This is a genomic window from Azospirillum sp. TSO22-1 (assembly GCF_003116015.1).
In the GTDB taxonomy this organism is placed as follows: Bacteria; Pseudomonadota; Alphaproteobacteria; order Azospirillales; family Azospirillaceae; genus Azospirillum.
Map to the genome: position 1 here is coordinate 1 of NZ_LGQZ01000070.1, position 22662 is coordinate 22662.

At 70.6% G+C, this 22662-nt stretch carries 21 protein-coding genes and 1 pseudogene; 11 read left to right on the plus strand and 11 right to left on the minus strand.

What is annotated here, in order from left to right:
* The coding region (locus tag TSO221_RS18040) for a CoA transferase (RefSeq protein ID WP_146208842.1) at nt 1-112 on the minus strand (112 nt) is incomplete at its 3' end.
* Nucleotides 113-174: 62 nt separating this feature from the next.
* Nucleotides 175-405 (minus strand): hypothetical protein, encoded by a 231-nt coding sequence (locus TSO221_RS18045; protein ID WP_247878112.1) that lies wholly within the window; start codon nt 403-405, stop codon nt 175-177.
* Between the two features lie 278 nt (nt 406-683).
* Between TSO221_RS18045 and TSO221_RS18050 the strand changes: the two genes are divergently transcribed.
* Nucleotides 684-1838, plus strand: coding sequence for an HPP family protein (locus TSO221_RS18050; protein WP_109119908.1), 1155 nt, complete (start codon nt 684-686; stop codon nt 1836-1838).
* 367 nt (nt 1839-2205) lie between these two features.
* The gene (locus TSO221_RS18055) at nt 2206-4443 is read left to right on the plus strand and encodes an NADP-dependent isocitrate dehydrogenase (protein WP_109119909.1); all 2238 of its coding nucleotides are present in this window, start codon (nt 2206-2208) and stop codon (nt 4441-4443) included.
* Nucleotides 4444-4473: 30 nt separating this feature from the next.
* Here the strand turns inward: TSO221_RS18055 and TSO221_RS18060 are convergent, their stop codons facing one another.
* The 5 genes from TSO221_RS18060 to TSO221_RS18080 all read right to left on the minus strand — a co-directional run bounded on the left by TSO221_RS18060 (nt 4474) and on the right by TSO221_RS18080 (nt 10439).
* The gene (locus tag TSO221_RS18060) at nt 4474-6144 is read right to left on the minus strand and encodes an HAD-IIIC family phosphatase (RefSeq protein ID WP_146208843.1); all 1671 of its coding nucleotides are present in this window, start codon (nt 6142-6144) and stop codon (nt 4474-4476) included.
* Nucleotides 6145-6236: 92 nt separating this feature from the next.
* Nucleotides 6237-7130: an AAC(3) family N-acetyltransferase gene (locus TSO221_RS18065; RefSeq protein WP_109119911.1), complete on the minus strand. Its 894-nt coding sequence runs from the start codon at nt 7128-7130 to the stop codon at nt 6237-6239.
* A 15-nt stretch (nt 7131-7145) separates the two neighbouring features.
* Nucleotides 7146-8570: a DUF4910 domain-containing protein gene (locus TSO221_RS18070; protein ID WP_109119912.1), complete on the minus strand. Its 1425-nt coding sequence runs from the start codon at nt 8568-8570 to the stop codon at nt 7146-7148.
* A gap of 312 nt (nt 8571-8882) precedes the next feature.
* Nucleotides 8883-9791, minus strand: a complete 909-nt coding sequence (locus tag TSO221_RS18075; RefSeq protein ID WP_109119913.1) for a pyridoxamine 5'-phosphate oxidase family protein — start codon at nt 9789-9791, stop codon at nt 8883-8885.
* Nucleotides 9792-9806: 15 nt separating this feature from the next.
* The gene (locus TSO221_RS18080) at nt 9807-10439 is read right to left on the minus strand and encodes a glutathione S-transferase (protein WP_109119914.1); all 633 of its coding nucleotides are present in this window, start codon (nt 10437-10439) and stop codon (nt 9807-9809) included.
* 113 nt (nt 10440-10552) lie between these two features.
* Here TSO221_RS18080 and TSO221_RS18085 point away from each other — a divergent pair, with 113 nt between their 5' ends.
* Nucleotides 10553-11530 (plus strand): LysR family transcriptional regulator, encoded by a 978-nt coding sequence (locus tag TSO221_RS18085; protein ID WP_109119915.1) that lies wholly within the window; start codon nt 10553-10555, stop codon nt 11528-11530.
* On the opposite strand, the gene TSO221_RS18090 is transcribed toward TSO221_RS18085, so the two are convergent.
* The 4 genes from TSO221_RS18090 to TSO221_RS18105 all read right to left on the minus strand — a co-directional run bounded on the left by TSO221_RS18090 (nt 11472) and on the right by TSO221_RS18105 (nt 14830).
* A complete protein-coding gene (locus TSO221_RS18090) occupies nt 11472-12122 on the minus strand; it encodes a DUF4142 domain-containing protein (protein WP_109119916.1) in 651 nt (216 codons plus the stop codon). The two genes, TSO221_RS18085 and TSO221_RS18090, sit on opposite strands and share 59 nt — an antisense overlap.
* A gap of 38 nt (nt 12123-12160) precedes the next feature.
* Nucleotides 12161-13510 carry a cbb3-type cytochrome c oxidase subunit I gene (locus TSO221_RS18095; RefSeq protein WP_109119917.1) on the minus strand — a complete coding sequence of 450 codons (1350 nt, stop codon included), beginning with the start codon at nt 13508-13510 and terminating at the stop codon, nt 12161-12163.
* 17 nt (nt 13511-13527) lie between these two features.
* The gene (locus tag TSO221_RS18100; RefSeq protein ID WP_109119918.1) at nt 13528-13980 is read right to left on the minus strand and encodes a cytochrome c; all 453 of its coding nucleotides are present in this window, start codon (nt 13978-13980) and stop codon (nt 13528-13530) included.
* 136 nt (nt 13981-14116) lie between these two features.
* Nucleotides 14117-14830 (minus strand): GntR family transcriptional regulator, encoded by a 714-nt coding sequence (locus tag TSO221_RS18105; RefSeq protein ID WP_109119919.1) that lies wholly within the window; start codon nt 14828-14830, stop codon nt 14117-14119.
* Between the two features lie 140 nt (nt 14831-14970).
* Here TSO221_RS18105 and TSO221_RS18110 point away from each other — a divergent pair.
* The 8 genes and pseudogenes from TSO221_RS18110 to TSO221_RS18145 form a co-directional block, all read left to right on the plus strand.
* Nucleotides 14971-15816 (plus strand): annotated as a pseudogene (locus TSO221_RS18110) (citryl-CoA lyase); the annotation flags it as partial.
* 15 nt (nt 15817-15831) lie between these two features.
* On the plus strand, nt 15832-17163 hold the full coding sequence (locus TSO221_RS18115) for an AMP-binding protein (RefSeq protein ID WP_109119921.1): 1332 nt from the start codon (nt 15832-15834) through the stop codon (nt 17161-17163).
* A gap of 5 nt (nt 17164-17168) precedes the next feature.
* The gene (locus tag TSO221_RS18120; RefSeq protein WP_109119922.1) at nt 17169-18050 is read left to right on the plus strand and encodes a branched-chain amino acid ABC transporter permease; all 882 of its coding nucleotides are present in this window, start codon (nt 17169-17171) and stop codon (nt 18048-18050) included.
* Nucleotides 18051-18070: 20 nt separating this feature from the next.
* Nucleotides 18071-19024, plus strand: coding sequence for a branched-chain amino acid ABC transporter permease (locus TSO221_RS18125; protein ID WP_158284128.1), 954 nt, complete (start codon nt 18071-18073; stop codon nt 19022-19024).
* Nucleotides 19021-19749, plus strand: coding sequence for an ABC transporter ATP-binding protein (locus TSO221_RS18130; RefSeq protein WP_109119924.1), 729 nt, complete (start codon nt 19021-19023; stop codon nt 19747-19749). The genes TSO221_RS18125 and TSO221_RS18130 overlap by 4 nt, the downstream gene beginning before the upstream one ends.
* Entirely contained in the window at nt 19746-20468 is a 723-nt protein-coding gene (locus TSO221_RS18135; protein ID WP_158284129.1) for an ABC transporter ATP-binding protein, read from the plus strand. The genes TSO221_RS18130 and TSO221_RS18135 overlap by 4 nt, the downstream gene beginning before the upstream one ends.
* A gap of 27 nt (nt 20469-20495) precedes the next feature.
* A complete protein-coding gene (locus TSO221_RS18140) occupies nt 20496-21671 on the plus strand; it encodes an ABC transporter substrate-binding protein (RefSeq protein ID WP_109119926.1) in 1176 nt (391 codons plus the stop codon).
* 72 nt (nt 21672-21743) lie between these two features.
* Nucleotides 21744-22607 carry an isocitrate lyase/PEP mutase family protein gene (locus TSO221_RS18145; protein WP_109119927.1) on the plus strand — a complete coding sequence of 288 codons (864 nt, stop codon included), beginning with the start codon at nt 21744-21746 and terminating at the stop codon, nt 22605-22607.
* Nucleotides 22608-22662 lie beyond the last annotated feature (55 nt).

A 22662-nucleotide genomic window follows, 5' to 3' on the forward strand; every position in this document is an offset into this window, starting at 1 on the left:
GCTCGACCTTGATGACGTCGGCGCCGAACCACGCCAGCAGCTGCGTGCAGGTCGGGCCGGACTGGACGTGGGTGAAGTCCAGGATCCGCACTCCGTCGAGAGCCTTGCTCATGCCGTTCGTCCCCCCTCATGGCCCGCTGGGCCTGCTTGCGGTGTCACGGTTCAGGCGTCCGGCTAGCGGAGCCAGGTCTTCACTTCGAGGATCCGCGCGTCGCCCTTCGCCGTCCGCGCGTAGGACCGTCCGTATTGCGTGACGTATTCCCGGACGAACCCGCACTTGATCAGTTCGTCGAGCGCCGGCCGGAGGACGGCGGGCTTCAGGTTCGCCGCGCTGGTGATCGACAGCAGCGAGGCCGGCGGCATCATCGCCGACGGGCCCGGCATGGCGCGCAACGTGTTGAGCATCGTCCAATTCACGGATGTCGGAGAGATCACAGGCACCTCCCTTCAAGCGCCCGGACCCGCTGTACGAGCGTGTTCCGCCCTGCGCGATCCGCAGGCGATCCGAGCCGTTGGACTCGACCCTAGAACCTTAAGTTAACTTGAGGTCAAGAGGAAATTTCGGGGTGGGAATCGCCGGTCGCCGCCGTGGTCCAGCGCTGCATCTTTTCGCTTGACCTCAACTTAACCTGAGGTCCTAGGGTCGGTACCGCACAGGTCCACCGCCCGGGAAGGAAGAGGGAATGAAGGCCGAGATGCGGCTCCTGCCGCGCCGTTTGAGGATCATGTTTCTGGCGAAGAGCCGGAACCGCCGCCGCATCGCGCTGTTCAGGCCCATTCTTCCCGGCGCCAATCTCCGCGACCGCCTCATCGCCTGCTGCGGCGCCCTGCTCGGCCTCGCCGTGGTGGGGGTGCTGTGCAGCCTGACCCTGGGCTTCGTCACCAGCGCGCCGGTCCTCGTCGCGCCGATGGGGGCGTCGGCGGTGCTGCTGTTCGCGGTGCCGGCCAGCCCTCTCGCCCAGCCCTGGCCCATCATCGGCGGCAACACCCTGTCCGCGCTGATCGGTGCCCTCGTCGCCGGTTCGATTCACGACCCCATGCTGGCCGGCGCGACCGCGGTCGCGCTGGCGATCGCCGCGATGTCCCTCACGCGCTGCCTGCACCCGCCCGGCGGGGCCGCTGCGCTGACCGCGGTGCTCGGCGGGCCGGCGGTGGCGGCCTCGGGGCTCGGCTTCGCCTTCCTGCCGGTCGCAGTCAACTCCGTCCTGCTGGTCGCGGCCGGATGGCTGTTCCACCGGTACTCCGGCCATTCCTATCCGCACGTCCCGAAGGTGAAGCCGGAACCGGCGCACCAGACCGTTCATCCGCCGACCCCACCGCGCGGCGGCGTGACGCCGGACGACGTGGACGAAGCGATCCAGGAACTCGGCGAGGCGCTCGACATCAGCCGCGAGGACCTCGGCGCGCTCCTGGCACGGGCCGAACTCCACGCGATGAAACGGCTGCACGGCGAGGTCACGTGCGCCGACGTCATGTCCCGCGACGTGCCTGCGGTCTCCGCCGACGCCCCGGCGGGCGTCGCCCGCCGACTGCTGGACGAGCATGGGCGCCACGCGCTGCCCGTGGTCGATGCGCGCAACGTGGTGATCGGGGCGATCGGTCACGCGCAACTCGTCCAGGACGCCGCGCGCGTCGTCGACCTCATGGCGCCGGCGCATATCGAGCGGCCGCAGACGCCCGCGTTCCGGCTCCTCGGCCCGCTGGTCGGCAGCCGGACGCCCGAGGCGATGATCGTGGATGACGGCGGCAGGCTGTTGGGCACGGTGGCGCAATCGGATCTGCTCATGGTGCTGGCCCGCAACGCTCTCCCGGCGCGAAGGGACGGTGATGGACCGTGATCGACCACACCGTCGGCGCCTCATCCCCCAGATAGGCCTTCTGAATGTGCGGATTCTCCAGCATGGCGCTGCCGGTGCCGTGCTCGACCATCAGGACGGTCGTGCCCTCCCGGTGGATCTCCAACACGATCCGGCCGCCGCAGCGGAGTGGCCGGGCTAGCGACGGGGCGGCCCGCCTTGACGCTGCGGCGCCGGCAATGTCATATAACATTGGTCGGAAAAGACGCCGCCCCGGGGCGCGGACGGCCGCTAGGACACCGTGCCGCATTGTTGGCCCCGCCAACACAGGTACCTTCCTGTAGCCGCCGTACCGGTCAATAACAAATGTCAGCCCTACAACCCTGAGAACTCCCGGACGAGGAAACCCATGGCTTCTGGTGCACCGAAGATCATCTATACGCTGACGGACGAGGCGCCGCGGCTGGCGACGGCGTCGTTCCTGCCGATCGTCCGCACCTTTGCCGCGCCGGCCGGCATCGACGTGGCGGAAGCCGACATTTCGGTGGCCAACCGCATCCTGGGTGAATTCCCGGAGTACCTCAGCGACGCGCAGACGGTGCCCAACGTGCTGGCCGAGCTGGGCAGCAAGACGCTGGAACCGGACGCCAACATCATCAAGCTGCCCAACGTCTCCGCCTCGGTGGCCCAGCTGATCGCCGCGATCAAGGAGCTGCAGTCCAAGGGCTTCAGCGTCCCGGACTTCCCGGAGGACCCGAAGACCGACGCCGACAAGGCCATCCGCGCCCGCTACAACAAGTGCCTGGGCTCGGCCGTGAACCCGGTGCTGCGCGAGGGCAACTCCGACCGCCGCGCGCCGAAGGCCGTCAAGGAATACGCCCGCAAGAACCCGCACAGCATGGCCGAGTGGAGCCAGGCGTCGCGCACCCACGTCTCGCACATGCACCACGGCGACTTCTACCATGGTGAGAAGTCGATGACGCTGGACCGCGCCCGCGACGTCCGGATGGAGCTGGCCACCAAGGGCGGCAAGACCATCGCGCTGAAGGATAGGGTTTCCTTGCAGGACAAGGAAATCATCGACAGCATGTTCATGAGCAAGAAGGCCCTGCTCGACTTCTACGAGACGCAGATCGAGGACGCGCACAAGACCGGCGTGATGTTCTCGCTGCACGTCAAGGCGACGATGATGAAGGTGTCGCACCCCATCGTGTTCGGCCACTGCGTGCGCATCTTCTACAAGGACGCGTTCGCCAAGCACGGCGCGCTGTTCGAGGAGCTGGGCGTCAACGTCAACAACGGCATGGTCGATCTCTACAACAAGATCGCCACGCTGCCGCAGTCCAAGCAGGACGAGATCAAGCGCGACCTGCACGCCTGCCACGAGCACCGGCCCGAGCTGGCGATGGTGGACTCGGCCAAGGGCATCACCAACTTCCACTCGCCCAACGACGTGATCGTCGACGCCTCGATGCCGGCGATGATCCGCAACGGCGGCAAGATGTGGGGGGCCGACGGCCGGCTGAAGGACGTCAAGGCGGTCATGCCGGAATCGACCTTCGCCCGCATCTACCAGGAGATGATCAACTTCTGCAAATGGCACGGCGCCTTCGATCCGAAGACCATGGGCACCGTGCCCAACGTCGGCCTGATGGCGCAGCAGGCCGAGGAGTACGGCTCGCACGACAAGACGTACGAGATCCCCGAGGACGGCGTCGCCAACATCACCGACATCGCCACCGGCGAGGTGCTGCTGAGCCAGACCGTCGAGCAGGGCGACATCTGGCGCATGTGCCAGGTGAAGGACGCGCCGATCCGCGACTGGATCAAGCTGGCGGTGACGCGCGCCCGCAACTCCGGCATGCCGGCGGTGTTCTGGCTGGACCCGTACCGCCCGCACGAGAACGAGCTGATCAAGAAGGTCAAGGCGTACCTGAAGGACCACGACACCGCCGGCCTCGACATCCAGATCATGAGCCAGGTGCGCGCCATGCGGTACACGCTGGAGCGCGTGATCCGCGGCCTGGACACCATCTCGGTCACCGGCAACATCCTGCGCGACTACCTGACCGACCTGTTCCCGATCATGGAGCTGGGCACCTCGGCCAAGATGCTGTCGATCGTGCCGCTGATGAACGGCGGCGGCATGTACGAGACGGGCGCCGGCGGCTCGGCGCCGAAGCACGTGCAGCAGCTCGTCGAGGAGAACCACCTGCGCTGGGATTCGCTGGGCGAGTTCCTGGCGCTGGCGGTGTCGCTGGAAGACCTGGGCCTCAAGGAGAACAACGCCCGCGCCAAGCTGCTGGCCCGGACGCTGGACGCCGCCACCGGCACGCTGCTCGACAACAACAAGTCACCGCGCGCCAAGACCGGCGAGCTCGACAACCGCGGCAGCCAGTTCTACCTGGCGATGTACTGGGCCCGGGAGCTGGCCGCGCAGACCGAGGACGCCGAACTGGCGGCCACGTTCGCGCCGCTGGCGAAGACCCTGGCCGAGAACGAGACCAGGATCCTGGAGGAGCTCAACGCGGTGCAGGGCAAGCCGGTCGACATCGGCGGCTACTACCTGCCCGACGCCGGGAAGCTCGACGCGGTGATGCGCCCGAGCGCCACCTTGAACGCCGCCCTGGCGGGCGTGCGGGCGTAGGCCGGGCCACGGCCCGCCCGCGGCGCCCCGCTAAGGGGCGCCGCGGGCGCTCCCCTGATCGATCGCGGCGACGCGGACGTGCCGGTTGCCGGTGTAGGGCCGCGCGGCGTCGTAGCGGTACAGCCCGTCCTCGCCGCGCTCGAACCCAAGCTCCGGCAGCAGCCCCGCGACCGGCTGGTTGCGGTCGGACGGCACGTGCTCGCCGATGATCCGGCGTATGCCGCGCGCCGCCGCCCACTCCACCAGCGCGGCGAACATCGCCCGCTCCACCGTCCGCCCCATGACGCGGCAGGACAGCACCCAGGTGTCGATCCGGCAGCCGTCGTCCCCGTCCGGCGTGGCGATCAGCACGCCGGTGATGCCGTTGTCGCCGAAGCGGTCGGTCACGCGGAAGCAGCGGGCGAAGCCGGCGGGGTCGTCGGCCATCGCCCGCACCGCCGCCGCGCCGTGGCGCCGGCCGGTCAGGTTGAACTGGTTGGTCTTGCCGATCAGCTGCACCGCGCGCTCGATGCTGGCGGCGTCGATGGGCAGTTCCGCGACCGCCAGCTCCAGCGAGTCGAGGAAGCCGGCGAGGTCCGGCGCCGCCTGCGCCGCGTCCCGGCGGGCTTGGTTCTCGCGGTAGTGCCGCTGCCGCTCGCGGTCCTCTCCGGTGACGAAGGGGGTCCCGAACAGGCCGGAGCGGACCAGGAAGGGGACGTAGTCCTCCGGCGTCGCCGGCAGTTCGGGAACCGTCACCTCCGGCAGCGCGGCGCGGACCTCGGCCCGCTCGAAGGGCGAATCGTCGAGGAAGGCGAAGCTCTGGAGCCCCAGGTTCAGCTCCCCGGCGATGGAGCGCAGGTTGGCCGACTTCGGCTCCCAGTTGGCGCGCACGCAGGCGAAGTCGTCCCAGCCCAGCAGCATCTCCCGCCGCTCGCGGAACACCGTGCGGACGTCGTCCGGGTTGTTCTTCGACACGGCGACGAGCAGCAGGCCGCGCCCGGCGAGGTGCTTCAGGTAGGCCTGCAGGCGGATGAAGGGGCCGCCGCCGCCGTGCACGTCGAGCGCGATCCCGTGGCAGCCATCCTCGCCGACGATGCCGCCCCACAGCACGTTGTCGAGGTCGCAGGCCACCACCTTGACCGGCCGGACCGCCGCCGCGGCGATGCCGCGCCCCACCCGACGGCCCAGCGCCGCCAGCGCCGTGGGGTGGCACGGCAGCTTGGCGTGGTACCAGAAGCGGGCCGCGTACCAGCTGGCCGCCCCGACCTCCAGCAGGGTCGGCGTCGGGTCGATGACCAGCACCCGGTCGTCCAGCGCGGCACGGATGGCGGCGACCACGCCGGCCCGCCACGCGGCCAGCGGGGAGGACGGATCCCACTCCTCCTCCAGCGGCTCGGGGAGCACGACGGCGATGCGCGCGTCGCTGCGGCTGCGGATGGCGGCGACCACCGCGGCCAGATCCCCGGCGACGCCGTCGCGCGGCGCGGTGCCGGCGGCCGTGAGCCCGAGGCTGGACAGGTGAAGGACGGCGACGTCCCAGCGCTCGGCGTGGAACGCGGATGCCGGGTCGAAGACCATGGGCCCCAGCTGGTCGGCGGGCGCGTCCGTCACCAGGGCATCGACGCCCGCGGCCAGGGCGCCCTCGCGGATGCCGGCCGCCATCGGGCGTAGCGTCGCGTTGCCGGCCAGGAACACCTTGAGCCGCGGGAGCGATGCTTCCATGCCGCCCACGTCAGGCCGCCCGCGGGCTGGGGGTGACGGACAGGATCTTCATGGGCGATCATTCCTCGCAAGGACGCGCGTGGAGCGCGCGTCTACAGGTAATAGCCCAGCCAGTTCATGGAGGACAGGCGGTCGGCGTCGCCCGGCCCGGCGACGCGGTCGTGGGCGGCGGTCGGGCCGTCGAACGGCACCGTGCCGTAGACGAACGGCGGCGGCTCGCGCAGCAGCAGGTAGGGATCGTCGCGCAGCAACCGCATGCCGGTCTCGAAGGCGTGGCGGTAGTCGGCCGCGAACACCTCGGACCGCCCGAGCGGCGCCCGGCGGATGCCGCCGGCAGCGTCCAGGGCGTCGGCGAAACGGGTGAAATCGTAGGGAATCCCCATGAACTCGGGGTAACGGACGGTGGCGAAGTACTGGCGGGACAGCCGCTGCCCACCGACCACCGGCTGCCACTTCAGCAGCTTGTTGTAGCAGTAGGGCAACTGGCAGGCGGCCTCCAGGTGGTGGACGCCGCCGATCGCGTAGTAGCGGTCGAGCCCGATGACCAGCGTCCGCGCGTCGGCCTCCAGCAGGCGCGCGAAGGGCGAGTCCGGACCGTAGGCGCTGGTCCCGTTGTCGGAGCAGATGCGCGCCGCGTCCGCGCCGTAGGCCGTGAGCGAGAGCAGCGGGTGCACCGAGCGGACGGCGCCGGGGCGGGTGCGCACGTACTCGGGGAACAGCCCCATCGGCGTCGGCGTCTCCTCCAGCACGAAGTCGATGTCGAAGCGGGCGACCTGGGTCGTGTAGGTGGGCACGACCAGCGTTCCCTCCGGGCCGAGCACGTCCATGATCGCGCCGAGGTAGGCCGCGCAGAACGCGTCGCGGTCGCCGGCCCCCTCCACCATGCCCACCGTCCGCAGGTCGGTGTAGGCAAAGACGATCTGCCCCCGCCCGAGGCCGGCGGTGGCGAGCGCGTCGCGGATGCCCGCGGTGGTCACGAAGCGCATGCCACCCCCGCCGCCCTAACGGCCAGCAAGCAGCGGCGCGACCTGATCGGACCCGAGGTCCGCGGCCGTCGGCGGGCGCTCGCGCCGCGCGGCCAGCCCGAGCCCGACGAGTTCGTCGAAGAACGTCCGCACCTGGAAGTAGTCCAGCCCAAGGGTCTGGGCGAGGTCCTGGCAGGAGGCCTGCCCGTCCGCCAGCATCAGCAGGCGATGGCTGGCCGCCGAGGTGGACAGCGCCGGCACCTTCGCCTGCAGTTGGGGGTAGCGCGACAGGTAGAGCGGGCCGTCGAACCCGCGCACCGGCACGTAGTCGGTCTCGAATACTTCGACGACCCGGCTCAGGATCCACAGGCTTTCCCGCACGTGGTAGTGATTGACGTGCGCGAGGTCGTCCGTGTTGTAGTGGTACTCGCGGTGCATCAGCCGGCCGAGCCCGACGGTCGGAATGTTGAAGCCGGGACCGTCGTAGAACATCTCGTCGTTGCCCCACAGCGCGCGGCTCGGCCGCTCGATCAGCAGCGGCCGGTGCGACGACAGCACGTTGCGCACGATGTGGTCGACGCGGGAATTGCCGCGCACCGAGGTCTGGAAACCGATCGGCTCGTTGGTGGTGAGCATGTCCAGGTAGATGCCGAACTTGAGGGTCGCGATGGTCTCGGGGTCGGCCTTGGCGAGGTAGGCGGCGGCGGCGAAATACTCCGGGCCGTAGAGGAAGCGGTAGGAATAGCGGCGGCGCGGACGGGCGTTGAGGAGGTGGAACAGCTCGTTGGCGACCGCGATGCAGCCGATCCCGTCGCTGACCAGCGCCGGGTGGCAGGTGTGCGCCATGATGAAGACGGTGTCCGGCAGCTCGCCGGGCAGGAAGGCGTCCACCACCTTCAGCGACCCCTCGCGGTCGAGATCGGCGTCGATCTCCACCTCGTACTGCGGGTCCGTCAGGCTCTCGACGAGCCGGTGGGGCAGGCTGAAGCCCCACTGCCGCTCCGCCGGCTTGTAGCCGTTGCGGTAGTAGTAGAGAAACTCCTCGGGGCGCGAGGGGTCGGTCTGTATGTGGTTGGCGAGCAGGTCGTCCCGGCTGACGATGCCGCGGAAGCCGATGGAATGGGTCCACAGGTGCAGCGGATTGTCGGCGAAGTCGCAGACGACCTCGCCGGACAGCCGGCGCAGCTGGCCCTTGCGGACGCGCCAGTGGTTGGGCATCGTCCAGGTCAGGCACTCCTCGCCGCTCTTCGCCTCGATGATGCGGGCGCCGAGCCGGTCGGCGAGGTAGCGCGCCAGGACGTCGGTGTCGGCGTTGACCGCCGACCGGTTCAGCTTCCAGTGCCGTTCCAGGAGGTCGTTCACCCGTCCCATGTCGAGATCGCTGTGGACCGGCATCGGGTACAGGAAGCTGGAGCGAGAACCGGGCTGCGGCGCCACCACCATCGAACGCACTTTCCTCATGCTGTCATCGGCCCAGCGGACGCCGGCCGCGTTCCTCGAAGCCGCCGTCGATCCCGGCTCCACCTGCCGGGCAGGACACCCGGTGCCCCAGCCGGTGCTGCCGTGCGACGGTAGCAGCGTTTCACCGGCCTGTGAAGCCGGGGGGCTTGCCGTTCCCCGGCGAGCGGCCGGAGATATACCCCCGGCTGCCGCACCCGCCCGGGTATTCGCTGTGACATCACCCCTCAGGCGCGGGCGCCGTCCCCCAATTCGGCGGCGATGGGACGGACGTCGGGGCGCTCCAGCCGGGCACCACCTCGGTCGGAAGCCACCCTAAAGATCCGGGGCGATCCGCTCCGGCACCGACCAGCGCAGCGGCACGGCGTCCTCCACGAAGACGCCGCCGGTAACGCGCACGCGCAGCAGCCGCTCGGCCCCGGCGAGGGTCTCCAGCTCGGGGCCGGACCAGACGACTTCCGCCTCGCCGGCCAGCGACAGCAGGCCGCCGGTGGCGAAATCGACGAACAGCAGCCCGGCCCGCGGGTTCAGCACCAGATTGCCGAAGCTGTTGAAGAAGAAGTTGCCGCGGAAGTCCGGCGCGGTGAGCACGGTGCGCCCATCCCCCTCATCCACCCGTACGAAGCCGGGCGCGCCGCCGCGGTGCGATACGTCGACGCCGGCCGGCGCCGCCGTGGCAAGGAAGAAGGTGTCGGCCTGCGCCACCAGCGCCCGCGCCGCAGCGGATAACAGCGCTCCTTCCACCCGGGCGACCGGACGGGGCGGCCGGCCGGTGGGCACCGGGGCGCGCGCCTGGATGTACTGCGGGCAGTTGCCGAAGCTCTGCCCGACACGGACCGCGAAGCCGGCCGCGTCCGCACGCTCGATGCGGCCGTTCATGCGGTTGCGCCGCCGCGTCTCCAGCTGGATGCCGAGCAGCCCGACCTCCGCCCCGGTGACCAGCCGGCCGTGCAGCGGGTCGCCCGTCGCCGGCTGCGCGCCGAGCACCAGGGTGCGGGCGTCCGGCGTCTCCACGAACCCCGGCGCCCCGGCGAGCAGGGTCGCGCGCGGCCAGCCCTGGCCATCGAGCGCACCGACGATGATGAAGGGCAGCTTGCCGAACAGCTCGCGGTGCTGGTCGGGCATGTGGTCGCGGATGCCGCGGCGGCCAGCCTGCTCGACCCGGTCGCGCACGCCGGCGCGCTCCTGGAGCATCCGCTCGCCGGGGTGGAAGGGGGAGTCCATGGCCACTTCCCCTGCTCAGGCCGCCGGGACGGCGGACCGCCGCATCGGCACGAAGCCCGGCAGCGCCTCGATGCGCGCCAGCCACGCGCGGATGTTCGGATAGGCATCGAGCGCCACCCCGCCCTCCGGCGCGTGCGCCGTGTAGCTGTAGAGCGCCACGTCGGCGATGGTCGGTGCGTCGCCGGCTACAAAGGCGTTGCCGACCAGATGCTGGTCGAGCACGGCGAACAGATCGGCGGCAACGCTCTTGCAGTGCGCGTGGTCCAGCGGGGCGCCGAACACCGTCACCCGTCGGGCCGCGGCCGGGCCCGCCGCGAGCGGGCCGGCGGCCACCGACAGCCAGCGCTGCACCCTTGCGGCGGCGACCGGCTCGCGCGGCAGCCAGCGCCCGGCCCCGTCGTAGCGGCCTGCCAGATAGACCAGGATGGCGTTGCTGTCGGCCAGCGTCACGTCGCCATCCTCGATCACCGGAATCTGGCCGAAGGGGTTCCTGGCAAGGAATTCCGGCCGTTTGTGCGCCCCGCCCCGGAGGTCGACGTCGATCGGCTCGACCGGCAGGCCGAGCAGCGACAGCATCAGCTCGACCCGGTGCGCGTGGCCGGACAGCGGGTGGCGGTAGAGGCGGATGGGGGTGCTCGGCGCGGCCATGAACGGGGCTCCCGATGCGGAGGGTTTGCGGTGAAGGAAACCCTATTCCTTTCTGTTAGCACCGATAATCGGTGATGTTGACAATGCATCGTTTCAGATCTTGAAATAACGCCATGGACCATCTGACCGCGATGCGGGTGTTCGTCGCCGTGGCCGAGGAGAGCGGGTTCGCGCCCGCGGCCCGGCGGCTGGCGCTGTCGACGCCCAGCGTGACGCGCGCCGTGGCGGCGCTGGAGGAACGCATCGGCGCCCGGCTGCTGCACCGCACCACGCGCATTGTGCGGTTGACCGAGGCCGGCGCGCGCTACCTGGGCGACTGCAAGCGCATCCTCCACGAGATCGCGGAAGCCGAGGCCTCGGCCGCCGGCACCCATGCCGAGCCGCGCGGCGAGCTGACGGTGACGGCGCCGGTGATGTTCGGCCGCCTGCACGTGGCGCCGGTGCTGTTCGATTTCCTGGAAGAACATCCCCACGTCACTGCGCGCCTGCTGTTGCTGGACCGCGTCGTCGATCTGCTCGAGGAGGGGATGGACGTGGCGCTGCGCATCGGGCAGCTGCCGGACTCCACGCTGCGGACGGTGCGCGTCGGCACGATGCGGCGGGTGGTCTGCGCCGCGCCGGAGTATCTGGCGCGCCGCGGCGTGCCGCAACGGCCGTCGGACCTGGAGCGCATGGACGTGGTGGAGTTCTCGCCGGCCGGGACGTGGCGGGAGTGGGGCTTTCCCGCGGGGTCCGCGGCGGAGACGGTGACGCCGCCGGCCCGGCTGGTGGTCAACACGGCCGACGCCGCGGTGGCCGCGGCGGTCGCCGGGCGCGGGCTGACGCGGGTGCTGGCCTACCAGATCGCCGACGAACTGCGGGCGGGTCGCCTCGCCATCGTGCTGGCCGGTTTCGAGCCGCCGCCGGTCCCCGTGCAGCTCGTGCACGCCGGGGGGCGGCGCGCCTCGGCCAAGGTCCGGGCCTTCGTCGATTACGCCGCCGTACGGCTGCGGGCGGCGCTCGCCGACGCCGGCACCCTGGCGTCGCCGCCGATCACCGGGCCTTGGCCGGATCGCCGTATTGGATCGCCTGCCCCGCGGCCGGCGCCTTGATCCCGAACCGGCCGGCCATCTGCCGCAGGGCGTCCCGATCCTTCTGGACCGCGACCAGGCTGGTGATCGCGAAGGTCGCGAGGTCGCGGGCGGGGGTGTTGGACGCCTCCGTCTGGTAGAGATCCACGATGCGGTCATGGATGCGGAGCTGCGCCTCGATGTACCCCTTGGCGAACGCCTCGCCGCTCGCTCCCTTCAGGGCGTTGACCGCATCCCCCGCCATGGCCTCGTGGGCGTTCGCCGGGTTGGTCACGGCCCCGGCGGCGCCCTGGGCGTCGGCGGGCGGCAGGGGCCGGCCCTGGGCGAGGCCCTTCAACTGCTCGGCGAGCTTGCGGTGGGTCCCGGCGATCCCCTGCGCCATCGCCTTGAACGCGTCGTCGGGGGCCTTCTCGGCGGCGAGCCGCCCCAGGTCCTGCTGCCCCTGGCTGGCGGCGGTGGCTTGCCGGAGGAACAGCGCGTCCTCCACCGGCAGGGACTGGCCCGGCTGCGGGGGCACGCGCGGGTTCGGGTCCGGCCTCAGGTTGGCCTGCGCCCAGGCCGGGCCGGACAGCGCGGCGAGGACGACGAGGACGGTGGCGGAGAGCTTGCTCATGACGGCTCCTTCACCCGGTCAAATAACGGTTGGGCAAGTCATTCCGCCGGCGCCACCGAGGGCTGGGTGCGTGCGGGCACCTGCTCCCGGACCGGGCCGAAGACCGAGTAGATGAACAGCAGCGCCGAGAGCGCGACGAACACGCCCGATCCCAGCCGCATCCAGTAGAACAGGGTCAGCTGCTCCTGGACCTCCATGTAGGTGAGCCCCATGACGCGCTGCAGGTGGATCTGCACGACGCCGGCGAAGGTCAGGGTGAACGTCATGAAGGCCATGGCCGACGTCATGATCCAGAAGCTCCACATGTTGAGCACCTGGTTGTACGGGAACTGCCCGCGCAGCAGCGGCAGGGCGTAGGTGATCATGCTCAGGTTCAGCATGACGTAGGCGCCGAAGAAGGCGAGGTGGCCGTGCGCCGCCGTGACCTGCGTGCCGTGGCTGTAGTAGTTGACGAAGGACAGCGTGTGCATGAAGCCCCACACGCCGGCGCCGAAGAACGCCATGACCGGCGTGCCCAGCGACCACAGCATGGCGGCCGTGTTGGGGTGGTCGCGCCGGCCCCGCCACGCCATGCTGAAGGCGAACAGCACCATGGCGAAGAAAGGCGCCACTTCCAGCGTCGAGAACAGCGAGCCGATCCACTGCCAATAGCCCGGGGCGCCGATCCAGTAATAGTGGTGGCCGGTGCCGAGCAGGCCGGAGAACAGCGCCAGCCCGACGATGGAGTACAGCCACTTCTCGACGACCTCGCGATCGACGCCGGTCATCTTGATGATCAGGAAGGCCAGGATGGCCGCCATCACCAGTTCCCAGACTCCCTCGACCCACAGGTGGACGACGTACCACCAGTACAGCTTGTCCAGGGCGAGGTTGGACGGGTTGTAGAAGGCGAACAGGAAGAAGATGGCGATGCCCCACAGGCCGAGCAGCAGCACGTTGGTGACCGCCGTCCTGCGGCCGCGCAGCACGGTCAGCGACACGTTGTAGAGGAAGATCAGCGCGGCGACGACGATGCCGGCCTTGACCCAGAGCGGCTGCTCCAGGAACTCGCGCCCCTCGTGGATGCCCAGGGTGTAGCCGACGACCGCCGACAGCGCCCCGACCATGAGGATCGCCAGCTGGACGTAGGCGAGCGCCGGGCTCAGGATGTCGCGCTCGGCCTCCTCCGGGATCAGGTAGTAGGCCGAGCCGAAGAAGCCGAGCAGGAGCCACACGATCAGCGCGTTGGTGTGGATCATCCGCAGGATGTTGAAGGGCAGGATCCCGGACAGGAAGTTCGGCAGGACGTAGACCGTCCCGGCCAGCGTCCCCACCAGCACCTGCACGACGAACAGCGCCATCGCGCTGGCGAAGTACCAGTAGGCGATGCGTTGGGTGGCGTATTTCATCGGATGCCTCGTTCCCTTCAGCCCGCGGTGTTCGGCGGCCAGCCCTGCGTCTTGATGCGGCTGGTCCATTCGAGGAAATCCACGAGATCGTTGAGTTCCTGCTCGGTCAGGTTGAACTGCGGCATCTGGCGGCGGCCTTCGACCCCGCTCGGCTGCGCCTGCATCCACGCCTTCAGGGCCGCCCGCGCGCTCTCGGCGTCGTCCCGCCCGCCGTAGCGGACCCAGACGTTGCCGAGTTCCGGGGCGAAGTAGGCGCCCTCGCCGAGCAGCGTGTGGCAGTTGATGCAGGAGTTCCGCTCCCAGACATGCTTGCCGCGGGCGACGCCGTCGGACAGCGTGGCCTCGTCGGTGCTGGCGGTCCGCATGTAGTAGTGGCTGTGCACCGTCAGCGCGACGAAGGTGACGAAGAAGAACAGCGACCCGCCGTAGAAAATGTTGCGCGCGGCCGATTTCGTGAAGCGCTCTGCCATCGCTGCACCTCGAGGTTGGACGCGTTCGGACTTTATTCCATTGAAGCGTCAAACAGCCGAGTTCGCGATTCGGGCACGGTCAATAAAGGATGAGGCGTCCTTTACGGATGAAGTTGTCCGAAGGGTGCAGCGGGTTCTACCGGCCGAACACCCGCTCCGGCATCGCCTCGGCGATGCCGACGGCGCGCCGCAGGTGGGCGGTCACGCAGCGCTCGGCCGCCGCGCCGTCGCCGGCGAGGATGGCCCTGGCGATGGCGCGGTGCTCGGCCAGGGAGGCGGCGATGTTCTCGGCCTTCAGGGAGCCGATCAGTTGGTACATCAGCACCGGCAGGCGCAGCTGCCGCGTCAGCCGCAGGAGTTGCGCGTTGCCGCTGGCGGCGACGATGGCGTCGTGGAAGCGGTGGTTCTCGTCGATGTAGTCGAGGCTGGCCATCCGCGGGCCATCGTTCCAGATCGGCGCGATGTCCGCCTCGAAGCGGGCGCGCACCTCCGGGTCGGCCACCCCGGCGGCGGCGAGGCGGGCGGCCAGCGCCTCCAGGCTGCTGCGGATCTGGAACAGCTCGGTCATCTCGCGCTGGGTCAGGCGGCGAACCAGCGCGCCACGGTGCGGCACGATCTCGATCAGCCCTTCCGCCGACAGCCGCCGAAACGCCTCCCGCAGCGGACCCCGGCTGACCCGCAGCTCGCGGGTCAGGTCGGCCTCGACCAGCCGCTGGCCGGGCGCGAAGCGGCCCTGGAGCATGCCGTCGCGCAGCTGCTCGACCACGTAGTCCACGGTGCCGCCATGCGCCGGGGCGTCGGGGCGGTCGTTGGCCGGTAACGGAGGGGTGCTGTCGGCGGTCAGGGTCATGCCCTCTTTTCTTACCAGTCCGAAGCCCGGTTGACAATCGGTTCGTCCAACATTATTGTCCTACAATCGAACGATAAGAGCGCCGCCGGGCGCTTGCCGAGGAAACGCCCCGATCCACCCGCGCCAGCGGTGTCGCCGCACGCCCCATGCATGGGCTGCGCACGGGCCTCCTCGTCCCCGCGACCGGCGAAGGGAGGAGCGCGATGATGATCGGCAAGGCGGGTCCCGCGGTCAGCGGGATCTGCACCTCGGACGCCAGCAGCATCGAGGTCCGCGGGCAGGACCTCGTGAACGGGCTGATGGGCGACTTCAGCTTCACCGAATACTTCTTTTTCCTGGTGACCGGCGCGCGGCCGAGCGCCGAGCAGCGCTATTTCCTCGACCTGCTGCTGGTCGCCATCGCCGAGCATGGGCTGACGCCGACCGCGCAGGCGGCGCGGATGACGCTGGCGGCGGCGCCGGACAGCCTGCAGGGCGCGGTGGCCGCGGGCATCCTCGGCTGCGGCACCGTGGTGCTCGGCACCTCGGAGCTGTGCGCCCAGGTGCTGGCCGAGGCGGCGGCCCGCGTCGATGCCGGCGAGGCGCCGGACGCTGCGGCGCACGCCATAGCATCGGGAATCCGCGCCCGCGGCGGCAAGATGCCGGGCTTCGGCCACCCCATCCACCACCCGCTCGACCCGCGGGCCGAGCGCATCCTGGCCCTGGCGCGCGAGCGCGGCGTCGCCGGACGCCACGCCGACATGCTGGAGCGGCTGCGCGGCGCCGTCGCGGCGGCATGGGGCAAGCCGATGCCGCTGAACGTCTCCGGCCCCATCGCCGCGGTGCTGATGGACCTCGACTTCCCGCCGGCGATGACCAAGGCGATCCCGATCCTGGCGCGCACCGCCGGCATCCTCGGCCACCTCGCCGAGGAGCAACGGCGGCCCATCGGCTTCCTGCTCGCCCACCACGCCGAGAGCGCCATCGCCTACGACCCCGCCGGCTGAGGAAAAGCATCCGTCATGATCTTCGAGCCCGAGATCGAGACCCGCCCCTGGGCGGAGCAGCGCGCGCACGACGACCCGCTGTACCGGGACCAGGTGCGCCACCTCTTCGCCCACTCCCGCTTCTTCCGCGACAAGCTGAACGCCGCCGGCTTCGCCACGCCCGAGGTGGTCGGCGGGCTGGGCGAGATCGCCGCGCTGCCGCTGACCGAGAAGGACGAACTGCGCCAGAGCCGCAGCGAGGCCCACCCCATCGGCACCCACCTCGCCGCGCCCATGGAATCGGTGGTGCGCATCTTCTCGACCAGCGGCACCACCGGCATCCCCAGCTACATCCCGCTGACGGCCGGCGACCTGGAGAACTGGGTGCGCACATCCTGCCGCAGTTACGCGGCGTCGGGCGTGGAGGCGGGACAGCGCATCGTCACCACCTACAACGCCGGCCCCTTCGTCGCTGGTGCGGCGCTGGAGGCGTTCCCGCGCCTCGGCCTCTGCCACATCCCGGTGGGCACCGGCAACACCGAGCGGCTGCTCGCCGCCATCCAGCTGCTCAAGCCGCAGGCGCTGGCCTGCACGCCGTCCTACGCGCTGCATCTGGCCGAGGTGGCGCAGGCCCGCGGGCTCGACCTGCGGGCCAGCAGCGTCGAACGCATCCTGGTCGCCGGCGAGCCCGGCGGCGGCGAGCCGGCCATGCGCGCCAAATTGCAGGAGGCGTGGAACGCCCGCGTCACCGAGGCGATGGGCATCGGCGACATCTCGGTCTCGCTGTGGGGCGAGTGCGAGCACCAGCAGGGCATGCACTTCTCCGGCCGCGGCTTCGTGCATTTCGAGCTGATCGACCCGGACACCGGCGCCGCCGTGCCGGTCACCGACGGCGCCCGGGGGGAGCTGGTGCTGACCCACCTGCAGCACCGCGGCGCGCCGCTGCTGCGCTTCCGCACCCGCGACCACGTGGTGATCCACACCGAGCCCTGCGCCTGCGGCCGCACGTCGCCGCGGGTGCGCTGCATCGGGCGGACCGACGACATGCTGATCGTGCGCGGCGTCAACGTCTTCCCCTCGGCGGTGCGCGAGGTGGTCAACCGCTTCCAGCCGACCGTCACCGGCGTCATCTCCATCCGCCCCAAGGCGAAGGGGGTGAAGCAGGCGCCGCCGCTGAAGGTGGTGGTCGAGCTGGCGGAGGGTACGGCAGCCGACGATTCCCTGCGCGAGCGCATCGAGCACGACGTCCGTGCCACGCTGGTGGTCAGCACCGCCGTGCAGCTGGTGCCGGCCGGCACGCTGCCGCGCAGCGAGTACAAGTCGAAGCTGCTCGACTTCTCCGAGGCCACCGACGCACCGGAGGCGTAGGGGCGATGACCACCGCAGCCGTTCTCCAGGCCGTCATCCTGTCGCTCACCGTCGCCGCGCTGTACGCGGCGGTGGCGGCGGGGCTGACGCTGACCGTGGGGGTGACGCGCATCATCAACTTCGCGCACGGCGAGTTCGTCATGCTCGGCGCCTTCCTGACCTACGGCCTGCACACCCGCTGGGGGGTGTCGCCGTGGCTGGGCATGGCGGCGTCGGGGGTGGCGCTCGGGCTGCTGTCGGCGCTGGTCTACCGGCTGTTCCTCGCCCGCGTGCTGAAGCAGGACGAGCACAACCAGCTGCTCGCCACGCTGGGCCTGTCGATCCTGCTGCTCAACATCGCGGTCATCCTGTGGTCGCCGGATCCGCGCGTCATGCAGGCGCCGGCGCTGCTGCCGCCGCTGCGCCTGGGGCCGGTGACGGTGCCCGGCAACAACGTGGCGGTGGCGCTGGTCGGGCTGCTGCTGTTCCTCGCCATGCTGTGGATCAAGAACCACACCCGCTACGGCACGCAGATGCGCTTCGCCAGCGACGATCCGGAGCTGGCGCTGCACGCCGGCATCAACGTGGACCGCGTGTTCGAGCTGTCCTTCGTCATCGGCGGCGCCGCGGCGGGCGTGTCGGGTGGGCTGGTGGCGCTGGTGCTGTACGTGCAGCCGAGCGTCGGCGTCGATCTGGTGATCCGCGCCTTCGCCATCATTGCCTTGGGCGGCCTCGGCAACATTCCCGGCGCCTTGATGGGCGCCGCCATCCTGGCGCTGGTCGAAGGGCTGGTCAGCACCTTCGTGCCGCAGGGCGGCAGCTGGGGCTTCGGCGTCGCCTTCCTGCTGCTGCTGCTCGTCCTCATCGTCCGGCCCAGCGGGCTGTTCGGCAAGCAGGTGCAGGCATGAACGCGGCAGGGATGAACATATTGGTCCTCCGTCTGGGATTCTACGTGGCCGTCGCCGCGCCGTTCGTCGCGGTCGCACTGGCCGAGCACGCCTTCCTGGTGCAGGTGGCGATCGGCATCGCGGTGTCGGCCATCCTGGCGCTCGCCTGGGACATCCTGTCCCGCACCGGGCAGGTGTCGCTGGGGCACGCGGCGTTCTTCGGCATGGGCGGCTACGGCTCGGCGCTGCTGACGCCGGTGCTCGGGCCGGTGCTGGGGTGGATCGCGGGCCTGCTGCTGTGCGGGGCGGTGGCGGTGCTGCTGGGGGCGGTGACGCTGCGCCTCAGGCGGCTGTACTTCACCATCGCCACGCTGTCCTTCAGCCTGTCGATCCAGGTGTTCATCCTGGTGACGCCGGACCTCACCGGCGGCTCCACCGGCATCATGCCGCCGGTGCTCGCCGGCGGCTCGCCGCCGCACCAGCTGCTGTTCATCACCGGTTGCCTCGTCGCGGCGGCGGCGGTGAGTGACGTGTTCCTGGGATCGCGCTTCCGCCCGGCCTTCTTCATGATCCGCAACAACCCGCACCTCGCCGCCGCCTCGGGCGTGCCGGTGACGCGGCTGAAGATCCTCGCCTTCGCGGTGTCGGGCATGGTCGCCGGGCTGGCCGGGGCGTGCTACGCGGGCCTGTACGGCTACGTCATCCCGGACGACGTGTTCACCACCAACTGGAACGTGCTGCCGCTGGCGGTGACCATCCTCGGCGGCATGGACACCACGCTGGGCCCGGTGGTCGGCGCGGTGGCGCTGCGCCTGCTGGAGGAGGTGGCGCGGCACTTCGTCGGCGGCGTCGGCTATCAGGTGGTGTACGGCGCGGTGATCATCCTGTTCATCGTCGGCATGCCGGCCGGGCTGGTCGGCTTCGCCCGCGGGTTGCTGCGCCGGCGCAAGGCCACGGAGCGCCCCGACGGCGCCAAGGCGAGGCTGGCGTCATGAGCGGGCTGCGCATCGAGGGCTGCACGGTGGCGTTCGGCGGCCTGCGCGCCATCGACAACGTGACGCTCGCCATCCCCGAGGGCACGATCACCGCGCTGATCGGCCCGAACGGCTCGGGCAAGAGCACCTTCGTCAACATGGTGTCCGGCCAGATCCCACCGGCCGCCGGGCGGATCCTGCTGGGCGGCGGCGCCATCACCGGGCTGCGCCCCGACCGCATCGTGCACCGCGGCCTCGCCCGCACCTACCAGGTGCCGAAGGTGCCGAAGGAGCTGACCATCGAGGAGGTCATCTCCGTCCCGCTGCGCTACGCCCGCTCGGACCGTCCGCTGCCGCCGGGGGTGCGGAGCGCTGCCGACCTCGCGCGCTACTGCGGGCTGCGCCCGGCGGGGGGCACGCGTTGCGGCCAGCTCTCCGTCTCCGACCTGCGGCGGCTGGAGATCGCGCGGGCGCTGGCCTGCCGGCCGGACGTGCTGCTGCTCGACGAGTCCATGGCGGGCTTGAGCCTGGAGGACACCGAGCAGGTGATCGCCCTGGTGCGCGAGATCCACGCCGCCGGCGTCACCGTGCTGGTGATCGAGCACGTCATGCGGATCATCGCCACGCTGTGCCGGCACGCCATCGTCCTCAACCAGGGCCGCCTGCTGGCCGAGGGCGAGCCGCAGCGGGTGCTGACCGACCCGGACGTGCGCGAGGCCTATCTGGGAAAGGGGTTCACGCTGTGAACAGGTTCCAGGCCACCGTCGAGCGGGCCGGCTACGGCGCCCTCACCGTCATCCCCCACCTCGCCTTCGAGGTGTCGGGCGGCGAGCTGCTGGTGCTGCTGGGGCCGAACGGCGCCGGCAAGACGACGGCGCTGCGCGCGCTGGCCGGCACCGCCGATACCGGCCGCCGGGCGCTGCGCCTGGACGGGCAGGACCTGTCGGCGCTGTCCACGTGGCAGCTGGCGCACGCCGGCCTCGCCTATGTGCCGGACGGCGCCCGCTGCTTCGCCACCGTCACGGTGGAGGAGAATTTGCGCGGCGCCTTCGAGGCGCTGCGGCCGCGCGCGGCGCGGGCCGAGCGGCAGCGGCTGCTCGACGGCGTGTACGAGCTGTTCCCGGTGTTGAAGCAGCGCGGCAGCCAGCTCGCCGGCTCGATGAGCGGCGGGCAGCGGCAGATGCTCGCCATCGCCCGCGCGCTGATGATCGAGCCCAAGGTGCTGATGCTCGACGAGCCCTCGGCCGGACTGGCGCCGAAGCTGGTCGAGGAGCTGTTCGAGGCGCTCGGCCGCATCAAGGCGTCGGCCGGCTGCGCCATCGTGATGGCGGAGCAGAACTTCGCCGCCGCCATGGGCATCGCCGACACCTGCCTGGTGCTCGACGAGGGACACGTGGCGCTGTCCGGGCCGGTCGCCGCGGTGCGCCACGACGAGCGGCTGAGGGTCGCATACCTGGGACTATAGCCAACGAAAACAGGGGGAGGACGGACCATGGGACGGATACTCGCAAGCCTGCTGGCGGCCGCGGCGATGGCCGCCGTTCCCGCCATGGCGCAGCAGCCGCCGCTCAGGATCGGCGTGCCGCTGCCGCTGACCGGTGCCTTGGCCGGCGGCGGCAACCAGATCCTCTGGGGCATCCAGTACGCCGCCGGCGAGGCCAACGACGCCGGCGGCCTGCTCGGGCGGAAGATCGAGCTGGTCGTCGAGGACACCAAGGGCGAGCCCAACACCTCGGCCACCGTCGCCGCCAAGCTCGCCACGCAGGACAAGGTGGATGCCTTCGTCGGCGGCTTCGGCAGCACGTCGGACTACGCGCTGCTGAACGCCTTGCAGCGCTTCGAGCCGATCTTCATGCACGCCGGCTCCTCCTCGGTCCGGCTGGAGGAGGGGTTCGGCAAGCACGACTGGTACTATCACATCTACATCTGGGACTATCACCGCCAGAAGGCGGCGGTGACCTTCTTCAAGAGCATCCCCGGCGCCAAGACGCTGGCCATCGCCTATGAAGACAAGCTGTACGGCACCGACGGCTCGAAGTTCACCCAGCAGTACGCCAAGGAGGCCGGCCTGGAAGTGGTGATGAACGAGCCGTACCGGGCCGGCACCCCCGACTTCGCGCCGATCCTCAACAGGGTGAAGGGGCTGGATCCGGACATCCTGTTCATCATCGGCTATTCCGGCGACAACATCCAGATCGCCCGGCAGGCCGACCAGCTGGGCATCAAGCCGAAGCTGCTGGTCACCCAGGGGGCGGGCGAGAAGCGCTCCGACTTCGGGCCGGCCGGCGACAACGTGGTGGTCATCGACCTGTGGTCGGCCAAGCAGACCACCCCCGGCCTCGCCGACTGGGTAAAGAAGGCCGAGGCCAAGCGCGGCGGCGAGGTGGTCTCCAGCGCCGTGCAGGGCTACGTGGCGATGCGGACGCTGATCGACGCGGCGAAGGCCGCCGGGACGTGGGACCGCGGCAAGATCCTCGCCGGACTGGCGTCGATGACCTTCGACACGCCCTACGGCAAGGTCGCCTACACGGCGTCGGAGATGGGCGGCAAGCACCAGCTGATCACCGACAAGAGCATGATCGCCGTGCAGTACAAGCCGGACGGCGGCCAGGAGGTGGTGTGGCCGGCCGACAAGGCGGCGGGCAAGATCACCTACCCGGCGCGGTGAAAAGGCTTGGGATCCTTTGAAAAGCCCCTCCCCCGCGCGGGGGGAGGGGCTTCTTACGAATTGGGGAAGACAATGACCACCCTTGCCGAACGGCTGCACCAGCCGGGTCTGATCGTGGCGCCGGGCGTCTACGACATGGTCTCCGCCAGGCTCGCCGACGCGGCCGGCTTCGACGCGCTGTACATGACCGGGTTCGGGGTCGTCGCCTCGCACCTCGGGCTTCCCGACGCCGGGCTGGCGACCTACACCGACATGGTCGGCCGGGTGCGCCAGATCGCCGAGGGCACCGCCACCCCGCTGATCGCCGACGGCGATACCGGCTACGGCGGCCTGCTCAACGTCGACCACACCGTGCGCGGCTACGAGGCGGCCGGCGCGCAGGCCATCCAGATCGAGGACCAGGAGTTCCCCAAGCGCTGCGGCCACACGCCCGGCCGCCGCGTCGTCCCGCTGGCCGACGCCGCCCGCAAGGTCAAGGTGGCGGCCGAGGCGCGCTCGTCGAAGGACTTCCTGATCGTCGCCCGCACCGACGCCCGCACCGCGCACGGGCTGGACGAGGCGCTGCGGCGCGGCGAGGCGTTCCTGGAGGCCGGCGCCGACATCCTGTTCATCGAATCCCCCGAGAGCGTCGAGGAGATGGAGCGGATCGGCCGCACCTTCGGCGTGCCCCTGCTCGCCAATATGGTCGAGGGCGGGCGCACCCCGCTGCTCGGCCGCGCCGAGCTGGAGGCGTTGGGCTACAAGCTGGCAATCTTCCCGGTCGCCGGGTTGCTGGCGGCGGCGGGGACGCTGCGGGCGCTCTACGCGCACCTTAAGGCCACCGGGTCGAGCCGGGACTGGGACGGGGCGCTGTACCCCTTCACCGACTTCGTCCGCATGATCGGCTTCGAGCGCGTGTGGGCGTTCGAACGGTCGCACCCGGAGGAGCCCTCGTGAGGGCGGCCGCCCCGTCCCGGCCGGGGCGGGGCGGGGCGGGGCGGCCGCCGCGCCG